We start from the raw sequence: 9,241 nt of genomic DNA, 5'->3' as shown, positions 1-9,241 counted from the left end.
GACGAGCCGCCCGAGCGGCCCCTTGCGCATGCGCGGGAAGTACTCGATCGCCAGGCTGCCGCGGATGAGTGCCGCCCCGAGGACGACGGCGGCGATGACGAGGAGCCACCATCCCGCCGCCGCCCACAGCGAAACGAGCAGGCCGATCGACGATGCCGAGACGCCGAAGTCCGCGCTCATCGCGGGCAGCAGCCCGGCGGGCACCATCTCGACGGTGACGGTCGCGAACACGGCGAACGCGAGGGTGAGGAGGGCGAACCACGGCGTGCGCTGCCGCAGTGCGACCGGCGGCTGGAGGGTGCTGGTTTCCGTCATACCGCGAGGCTAGACTTTGACATCTATGTGAAGGTCAAGCGGTCTGGAGCATCCCATGAGAATCGGCGAGCTGTCGCAGCGCACGCACGTGCCGACCCGCATGCTGCGGTACTACGAGGAGCAGGATCTGCTCCGATCGGACCGCGAGGCCAACGGGTATCGCGACTACCCCGAGTCGGCCGTCGCCCAGGTCGAGCTCGTGCGGGGGCTCATCTCCTCCGGCCTGCCGACCCGGCTGATCAAGACGATGCTCCACATGGAGGGTGTGCAGGGCGAAGAGCTCGCGCGCACCTGCACGCGCAACCTCGCCGAGGACCTCGCCCGGGAGCTCGAGACGCTCGAGTCGAAGATCGCGTGCCTCACGCGCAGCCGCGACACCGTTCGCAGCTTCCTCGCGCGCACCCGCCACGCCGAGGTGCTCGGCGACGCCAGGGCTGTGCTCGGCACCGTCGCCTGAGCAGCTCCGCCTGGCCCGCGTCGCCTGGCCGGCGTCGCCTGACTGGGTTCCCTCCGCCGGCCCCTCAGGACGCCGACGAGGTCGGGCACCCGAGCTGCTCGGCGACCGCCCGCATCGCCGCAGCCGCCTTGGGCACCGTCATGAGCGCATTGCCGCCCACGATGTGGAGGCCGTAGGCGTCCTCGAGGGCCACGAACGTCATCGCCAGCTGCCCGTCGGGCAGGCCGGGTGAGAACACGCCGGCCGCTCGCCCGGCGGCGAAGATGCGCGTGTAGGTCTCGACCTGGCGCAGGTACAGCTTCTGCACGAGCTCGTCGTGCAGGTCGGAGTTGCCGGCGAGCACGTCGAACTCGTACAGCAGGCTCATGAGCGCGTCGTCGGGCCCGCTCGGGAGTCCGGCGTCGATCGCAGCTCCGAGCCGGTCGCGCGGATCGTCGAGCGCCGCGACGGTCGCGTCGCGCTGGTCGCAGAACCGCTCGACTCCGGCGCCGTGCGCCTCGACGAGCAGGGCGTCGAGGTCCTCGTAGTAATAGAGCACCGCGCCGCGGCTCAGCCCGGCCTGCTCGGCGACATCCGTCAGTGACAGCGACCGCAGGCCGTGCTGGCGACCGGCTGCGTAGGTGGCCTCGATCAACGCGGCACGTCTCGCCTCCTGCCTGCGCGGTCGTGCCATGTCCTTGACACTACTCGACCCCCGTGTCACACTTCTGGAATTCTTTGACACTGATGTCGAAGAATTCCGAGCAGCATCGGACCCCGACCGAGAGCGACCAGTACATGCCTGCGAACAGCCCGACTCCGACCCTCGACACGGCCGCGACGACCACCCACGGCGGCGAGCTCTCACGCTCGCTCGGGGTCGGCGGCAACGTCCTCATCACGCTGTCGGGCATCTCGCCCGCGTCGAGCGTGTTCATCCTCGGCGGTGCGGCGCTCGCCGGCTACGGCACCGGTGTGTTCTGGGGCTTCGCCCTCGCGGGGGTGATCAGCCTGCTCATCGCGTTCTGCTACGCCGAGCTCGCGTCGCGGCATCCGATCGCCGGGGGCGACTACTCCCTCGTGAGCCGCGTGCTCGGCCCTGCCGCCGGCTCAGCGGTGTTCTTCATCGGCCTGGTCTCGCTGCCGCTCATCGTCGCGATCTTCGCGCTCGGCGTCGCCGACTACCTGGGCGTCGCGATCGCCGGGCTCGACCCGCTCGTGACCGCACTCGTCGTCATCGTCCTCGCCACGGTGACGGCGTGCTTCAACATCCGCACGAACGCCTGGGTCACCGGCGCGTTCCTGTTCCTCGAGCTCGCTGCCCTGGCCCTGCTGGCCCTGCTCGGACTCGTCCACATCGAGCGGCCGCTCACCGACCTCCTCGATCCGCAGGCGCTCGACGTCGCGACGGGCGGCCTCGCGCCCCTCGGCATCGCGGGTCTCGTGCTCGCCGTGACGCAGGGCATCTTCTCGTACAACGGCTACGGCGGTGCGGTGTACTTCGCCGAGGAGACGAAGAACGCGAAGCGCGCGATCGCCCGCGCCGTGCTGTGGAGTGCGATCATCACCGTCATCGCCGAGCTCGTGCCGCTCACCGCGGTGCTGCTCGGCGCCGACTCGCTCGAGGAACTCTTCGGCGGCGCCCTGCCGGTCGAGTCCTTCCTGGCGGAGCGCGCCGGCGCCGGCGTCACGGTCGCGGTGCTCATCGCCATCGCACTGGCCATCATCAACGCCATCATCGCGATCGCCCTGCAGTCGGGCCGACTGCTGTTCGCCGCGGCCCGCGACGGCGCCATGCCCGCGCGCGTCGCCGCGCCACTCGCCCGCGTCTCGCACGCGACGAGGATGCCGGTCACCGCCACCATCGTGATGGGCGCGCTCGCGCTCGCCGCGTGCTTCATCCCGTTCGATGTGCTGCTGAACGCCACAGGCTCGACGCTCGCGTTCAGCTACGGATTCATCGCCGTGGCCGCGTTGGTCGTGCGGCGGACGAGCGCTGCAGCATCGCCCGATACGTACCGGATGCCGCTCTGGCCGGCGCCGCCGCTGCTCGCGGTCGTCGCGATCGCGACCATCTTCGTGATCGGCATCCTCGACCCGGCACAGTGGCTGAGCCTCGGCATCGCGTTCGGCATCGTCGCCGCGGGCTTCGCGTACTACGGGCTGTACCTGCGTGCGCGCCCGGGCACCCTGCACCTGGTCGACCCCGACGACGACACGGACGGAGCCGCGGCATGACCGTCGACCTGCTCATCACCGGCGCCCGCGTGCGCACCTTCGACTCCGTGGCCCCGTGGGCCGAGGCCGTCGGCATCAGCGGCGACCGCATCGCGTATGTCGGCAGCGCGGCGGATGCCCCGACCGCGCGCCGCACGATCGACGCCACCGGGCGACTGGTGACGCCAGGCATCATCGACAGCCACAACCACCTGCTGCTCGGCTTCGACGAGGACGCGGTGACCCTCGAGGGCGCCCACGACCTCGGCGAGGTGCGGCGCCGGATCGCGGACTTCGCCGCCCGGCGACCCGACCTCGACTGGGTCTGCGCCGAGAACGCCGTCTACTCCGTCGTCGATGGTCGCCGTCCCGAGGCAGGCGACCTCGACGGGCTCACCGACCGGCCGGTGTTCGTGACCACGTACGACCAGCACTCGGTGTGGCTGAACCGGGTGGCCCTGCGCGTGCTCGGCATCGCCGATGGCGACGACATCGCGTGGGGCCGCCCGGAGCGGCATCCGATCACCGGAGACCCGACGGGCTGGGTCACCGACTTCTACACCAGCGCCATGACGCAGGCCGGGCTCGCCGAACTGCAGCGCGACATCCCGATGTACTCGCCCGAGCGCCGGTACCGCAAGCTCGTGTCGAGCATGCGGATGGCGACGTCGCTCGGCATCACCACCGTGGTCGAGCCGCAGGTGCCGCTCGCGGAGCTGCCGCTGTTCGAGCGTGCGCTCGCCGAGGGCGTGCTCTCGTCGCGCGTGATCGCCGCACTGTTCCACCCGGTGGGGGCGGATGCCGCGTTCCGCGCGGCGCTCCGCGACGCGGTCGACTCGGCGCCCGCCCACGACCGGTTGCGACTGGGGCCGGTCAAGCTCTACGCCGACGACGTGATCGAGCCGCACACGGCGCTGATGCTCGAGGACTACGCGAACCGGCCGGGGCAGCGAGGGCGCCCGAGCTACGCCGACGGCGAGCTCGCTGCCGTGATCGGCGAGCTCGACCGCCTCGGCTTCCAGACCCACACCCACGCGACCGGCGACGCCGGCATCCGGCTCGCCCTCGACGCCATCGAGGGTGCCGGCCGGGCCAACGGGACCCGCGACCGGCGTCATGGGATCGTGCACGTCGAGTGCCTGCACCCCGACGATCTCGGACGGTTCCGCGACCTCGGCGTGACCGCGGCGATGCAGCCGAGGCACTGCTCGCCCGACCTCGTCGCCGGAACCTGGATGGAGAACGTGGGAGAGGAGCGCTGGGATCGCGCCTGGCGGTTCCGCAGCCTGCTCGACTCGGGCGCGACCGTCGCCTTCTCGAGCGACTGGCAGGTCGGCGAGATGGATCCGCTCGTCGGCCTCTACTCGGCAGCGACGCGTGCCGGCCTCGACGGATCGGACGCCTGGACGGCCGCGGAGCGCGTCGGCCTCGACCGGTCCCTCGAGGCGTACACCGTGCACGGCGCCCGCGCCTGGCACGCCGAAGCCTCGCTCGGGCGCATCGCCCCCGGCATGCTCGCCGACCTCGCCGTGTGGTCGACCGACCTCTACGGACTGGAGCACGATCCCGCCGCGCTCCTCGACGCGCACGCCGAGCTCACCGTCGTGGGCGGAGGGATCGCCTACTCCGCGGGCGCCCTCGCCGATCCCGCCGGAGGTGAAGCGCCGGCCGACCCCGTGGCGGCGCGAGGCGGCCAGGACGACGGGCACGTGCACGCGCACTGACACGGCGCGCCTCCGCCACGGCACGCATCCGCCCTGCGCTCGACGCACCCGCTGGGGCAGACTGGTCCCGTGCCAGCCGACGAACCCGACCGCATCATCCACGCGGACAACCTCGACGTGCTGCCCACCCTGCCCGACGGCTCGTTCACGCTCGTCTACCTCGACCCGCCGTTCAACACCGGCCGCGCGCAGGCCAGGCAGGCCATGCGGCACGAGCGCGTGCAGCCGACGGATGCCGCCGAGCCCGCGGCATCCGGAACCATCACGGGGTTCGCGGGCAAGCAGTACCGGCGCGTGCGCGGCGACCTGCTGCGCTACGACGACCGGTTCGAGGACTACTGGGGCTTCCTCGAGCCGCGGCTCGCCGAGGCGTGGCGGGTGCTCGCCGACGACGGCACGCTCTACCTGCACCTCGACTACCGCGAGGCGCACTACGCGAAGGTGCTGCTCGACGCCCTCTTCGGCCGCGAGTGCTTCCTCAACGAGATCGTGTGGGCCTACGACTACGGCGCCAAGGCGAAGCGGCGCTGGCCGACGAAGCACGACACGATCCTCGTGTACGTGAAGGATCCCGACCGGTACTGGTTCGACTCGACGGCGGTCGACCGCGAGCCCTACATGGCACCCGGTCTGGTCACGCCCGAGAAGGCGCTGCTCGGCAAGCTGCCCACCGACGTGTGGTGGCACACGATCGTGTCGCCGACGGGCCGCGAGAAGACCGGCTACCCGACCCAGAAGCCCGAGGGCATCCTGCGCCGCATCGTGCAGGCATCGACCCGCGAGGGCGACTGGGTGCTCGACTTCTTCGCCGGCTCGGGCACGACGGGCGCCGTCGCCGCCACGCTGGGCCGCCGCTTCGTGCTCGTCGACGAGAACCCCGCGGCCATCGCGATCATGCGCGCGCGGTTCTCCGACATCGCGGGCGTCGAGTTCCAGGACGGAGTCCGCAGGGCCGGCTGAGCGGATGCCGCGGGCCGAGCCGGCACGTGCGCTGAGCGGATGCCGCGTGCCGGCCCTACGCCGACGCGCGCCGCACGAGGTGCGTGGGCATGATGTTGCGGCGGGGCACGTCGGGGTCGCCCGAGAGATGCCGCAGCAGCAGGTCGGCCATCTCGAAGCCCATCTGCTCCGACGGTTGGTGCACGGTGGTCAGCGGGATCGCCGACGACCTCGCAGCGGGACTGTCGTCGAAGCCCACCACGGCGATATCGCCGGGCACCGATCGGCCGCGTTCGCGCAGCACCGACAGCGCTCCGGTGGCCATGAGGTCGCTCGCGACGAAGATGCCGTCGAGATCGGGGACCCGGTCGAGCAGCCGCCGGGTGGCGGCGACGGCGCCGGCCGCCGTGAAGTCGGCGGTCTCGACGGCGTCGGTGGGCAGGTCGGCCTCGCCCATGGCGCGACGGAAGCCCTCGAGTCGGTCGACACCCGCGGGCATGTCGAGGGGGCCGGAGATCGTGCCGATGCGACGGCGGCCCACATCGACGAGGTGCCGCGTGCCGATGGCACCGCCCTCGACGTTGTCGACATCGACGAAGATGTGGTCGCCGGGTTGCGAGGGCCGGCCGCCGTACACGAGGGGAAGCAGCATGTCGGCCTCGTGCTGCAGGTCGTCGCCCTCGTGGTGCGAGATGACGAGCGCGCCGTCGACGACGCCCGAGCGCAGGTACCGCACGGTCTTGTGACCGGGATCGGTCGACGCGACGAGCAGGTTGAGCAGGTACTCGCTCTCGTCGAGCCGCCTGGTGATGCCCTGCACGATCGCGGCGAAGTAGGGGTCGCCGAAGAACATGGCCGTGTTCTCGGGCACGATCAACGCGATCGCGCCCGAGGTGCGGCTGGCCAGCGACCTGGCGGCCCGGTTCGGCACGTAGTTGAGCTTGGCGATCGCCGCGTTCACGGCGGTGACCACGTCGGGGCTCACCTTGGGGGAGCCGTTGACGACCCGGCTCACGGTGGCTCGCGAGACGTTCGCCTCGCGCGCCACCGCTTCGAGCGTCGGCGCGGTGGGTCGTGTCCGGATACCACTTCCCCCCTGCTGCATGGCGTTCAGTCTATTTCCGTCTCGGGGTGATGGCGGTCGGGGCTGGCCGTCAGTCAGGTCGACGGCAGCGCGCGGTCGCGGATGATCGCGGCGTACGAGCGTCCGCTGTCCTTCACGGTGCGCTGCTGCGTGTCGTACTCGACGCGCACGAGGCCGAAGCGCTTGTCGTAGCCCCACGCCCACTCGAAGTTGTCCATGAGCGACCAGTAGAAGTAGCCGTGCACGGGCACGCCCTCGTCGATCGCGTCCAGGATCGCCCCGAGGTGCGACGCCAGGAACTCCGTGCGCTCCGCGTCGTGCACCACGCCGTCGTCCCCCACGAGGTCCTCGTAGGCGGCGCCGTTCTCGGTGACGAAGAGGCGCACGCCCGCGGATGCCGCGTAGTCCTCGTGCACGCGCACGAGCAGTTCGCGCAAGCCGTCGGGCTGCACCTCCCACTCCATCGCGGTCAGCGGGAGGTTCTGGGGGTGGTTGAACACGCCGTCGGCGGCGGGGAAGGGCGAGCGGGTGGGCCGGTCGGTGGGCGCCTGGGCCAGCAGCGGGTGCTCGGCAGGGCGGTCGCTCACGTACTCCCCGTGGTAGTAGTTCACGCCCAGCGTGTCGATCGGCGTCGAGATGACCTCGAGGTCGCCCGGGAGCACGACGTCGCGGAGGCCGAGGTGGCCGACGTCGGCCATCAGGTCGCCCGCGTAGTGGCCTCGGAAGATCGGGTCGAGGAAGAACCGGTTGAACTGGCCGTCGATGCGCCGGGCCGCGTCGACGTCACCGGGGTGCGTCGGGTCGACGGGCTTGGCGACCGTCAGGTTCAGCGTGATGCCGAGCTCGAGTTCGGGGTCGCGTTCCCGCAGCGCCTGCACGGCGAGGCCGTGGGCGAGCAGCAGGTGGTGGCCGGCGGCGAGGCCGGCCGCGACATCCTGGCGCCCTGGTGCGTGCGCGCCGCCCGTGTAGCTGAGGAACGACGAGCACCACGGCTCGTTGAGCGTCGTCCACACGTCGACGCGATCGCCCAGTGCCTCGTGCAGGTCGAGGGCGTAGTCGCGGAACAGGTAGGCGGTGTCGCGGTTGGCCCAGCCGCCGCGATCCTCGAGCGCCTGCGGCAGGTCCCAGTGGTAGAGGGTCAGCCACGGCTTGATGCCGGCCTCGAGCAGCTCGTCGACGAGGCGCGAGTAGAAGTCGACGCCCTCGGGATTGACCGGGCCGCCGTCGGGCCGCACCCGCGACCACGAGGTCGAGAACCGGTAGGTCTGGAGTCCGAGCTCCTTCATCAGGGCGACGTCCTGCGGCATGCGGTGGTAGTGGTCGCAGGCGACATCGCCGTTGTCGGCGTTCACGACGGCGCCGGGCACGCGGCAGAAGGCATCCCAGATGGAGGCGGTGCGTCCGCCCTCGAAGGCGGCGCCCTCGATCTGGAAGGCTGCCGTCGCGGCGCCGAACAGGAAGTCGGAGGGGAACGGGCGCGTGAGCAGCGCGGGGTTCGCGAGGGTGTCGGTCATGGTGGTGGTGTCAGCTCCGAAGTCGATGGTCATCCCTTCACGGCTCCCGCCATGATGCCGCTCACGAGCTGCTTGCCCGCGAAGACGAAGAGGATGAGGAGGGGGATGGTGGACAGCAGCACGCCCGCGAGCACGATCGAGTAGTCGACGAAGTAGTTCGACTGCAGGAGCGAGAGCGCGACGGGCAGCGTGGGGTCGCTGCGGTCGAGGACGATGAACGGCCAGAAGAAGTTGTTCCAGGCCGAGACGAACGTGAACAGGCCGAGCATCGCGGCGGCCGGGCGGGCGGCGGGCAGCCCCACGGTGAGGAACGTGCGGAACGAGCTCGCGCCGTCGACCCGGGCGGCCTCGATGAGCTCGTCGGGCACGGCCTGCTGCAGGTACTGCGTCATCCAGAACACGCCGAATGCGCTGGTGAGCGCCGGGATGATGATCGCACCCACGTTGCCGGTCCAGCCGAGGTCGGCGAAGAGGATGTAGAGCGGCACGACGCCGAGCTGGGTGGGCACCGCCATCGTGGCGACCACGAAGACGAGCAGCCACTTGCCGCCGCGGAAGCGGAGCTTCGCGAAGGCCCAGCCGGCCAGCGTCGAGAAGAAGACCACGGAGAGGGCGATGAGCGCGGAGCTGTAGATGGAGTTCCACAGCGCCTTCCAGAAGTTCACCGCCGGATCGTTGACGACCGAGATCGCGTTGGCGATGAAGTTGCCGCCGGGCAGCCAGGACATGTTCGGGTCGCGGATGGTCGAGGCATCCCCCGAGCCGATCAGGAACGACCAGTAGAAGGGGAACAGTGCGGCGCCCAGCACGATCACGAGGCTCGTGTACACGAACCAGCCGGGTCGCGACCCGCGCACGGGCCGGCGCCGCGCGGCCTTGCCGGCGTTGGGCGTCCTGGAACCACTGCTGCGACTGCAGGTTCTTGTACATGTCGGGCACCTGCTCGACGAAGGTGACCGCCTGCGTGACCACGAGCGGCAGCACGATCCACAGCATGCCGACGATGACGAGG

9 protein-coding genes and 1 pseudogene are annotated in these 9,241 nt (G+C 70.9%); 5 read left to right on the top strand and 5 right to left on the bottom strand.

Features of this window, described 5'->3' with window-relative positions; genetic code table 11:
• Nucleotides 1–315 (bottom strand): annotated as a pseudogene (locus tag GH736_RS11720) (MFS transporter); the annotation flags it as partial.
• Nucleotides 316–370: 55 nt separating this feature from the next.
• On the opposite strand from GH736_RS11720, the gene GH736_RS11715 reads away from it, so the two are divergent.
• Nucleotides 371–772 (top strand): MerR family transcriptional regulator, encoded by a 402-nt coding sequence (locus GH736_RS11715; protein WP_159603428.1) that lies wholly within the window; start codon nucleotides 371–373, stop codon nucleotides 770–772.
• Between the two features lie 64 nt (nucleotides 773–836).
• Here the strand turns inward: GH736_RS11715 and GH736_RS11710 are convergent, their stop codons facing one another.
• On the bottom strand, nucleotides 837–1,445 hold the full coding sequence (locus GH736_RS11710) for a TetR/AcrR family transcriptional regulator (RefSeq protein ID WP_159603426.1): 609 nt from the start codon (nucleotides 1,443–1,445) through the stop codon (nucleotides 837–839).
• A gap of 53 nt (nucleotides 1,446–1,498) precedes the next feature.
• Between GH736_RS11710 and GH736_RS11705 the strand changes: the two genes are divergently transcribed.
• From GH736_RS11705 to GH736_RS11695, 3 genes are all read left to right on the top strand, one after another.
• Complete coding sequence (locus tag GH736_RS11705) at nucleotides 1,499–2,989, top strand: APC family permease (protein ID WP_235934075.1); 1,491 nt, start codon at nucleotides 1,499–1,501, stop codon at nucleotides 2,987–2,989.
• Nucleotides 2,986–4,692 carry an amidohydrolase gene (locus GH736_RS11700; protein WP_159603424.1) on the top strand — a complete coding sequence of 569 codons (1,707 nt, stop codon included), beginning with the start codon at nucleotides 2,986–2,988 and terminating at the stop codon, nucleotides 4,690–4,692. Before GH736_RS11705 ends, GH736_RS11700 begins: the two co-directional genes overlap by 4 nt.
• Nucleotides 4,693–4,761: 69 nt before the next feature.
• Nucleotides 4,762–5,652 (top strand): DNA-methyltransferase, encoded by an 891-nt coding sequence (locus tag GH736_RS11695; RefSeq protein WP_235934074.1) that lies wholly within the window; start codon nucleotides 4,762–4,764, stop codon nucleotides 5,650–5,652.
• 55 nt (nucleotides 5,653–5,707) lie between these two features.
• Here GH736_RS11695 and GH736_RS11690 read toward each other — a convergent pair whose 3' ends face one another.
• The 3 genes from GH736_RS11690 to GH736_RS11680 are packed head-to-tail and all read right to left on the bottom strand — an operon-like array spanning nucleotide 5,708 to nucleotide 9,086.
• Entirely contained in the window at nucleotides 5,708–6,736 is a 1,029-nt protein-coding gene (locus GH736_RS11690; protein WP_159603422.1) for a LacI family DNA-binding transcriptional regulator, read from the bottom strand.
• Between the two features lie 53 nt (nucleotides 6,737–6,789).
• Nucleotides 6,790–8,229, bottom strand: a complete 1,440-nt coding sequence (locus GH736_RS11685) for a GH1 family beta-glucosidase (RefSeq protein ID WP_159603420.1) — start codon at nucleotides 8,227–8,229, stop codon at nucleotides 6,790–6,792.
• A 29-nt stretch (nucleotides 8,230–8,258) separates the two neighbouring features.
• Entirely contained in the window at nucleotides 8,259–9,086 is an 828-nt protein-coding gene (locus tag GH736_RS11680; protein ID WP_159603418.1) for a carbohydrate ABC transporter permease, read from the bottom strand.
• Between GH736_RS11680 and GH736_RS24550 the strand changes: the two genes are divergently transcribed.
• Nucleotides 9,052–9,241: hypothetical protein (locus tag GH736_RS24550; protein WP_203230738.1), on the top strand; the 190-nt coding region annotated here is incomplete at its 3' end. The genes GH736_RS11680 and GH736_RS24550 overlap by 35 nt on opposite strands.

This window comes from Agromyces humi (assembly GCF_009720255.1).
Classification (GTDB): Bacteria; Actinomycetota; Actinomycetes; order Actinomycetales; family Microbacteriaceae; genus Agromyces; species Agromyces humi.
This window is presented reverse-complemented; position numbering and strand designations above follow the sequence as displayed.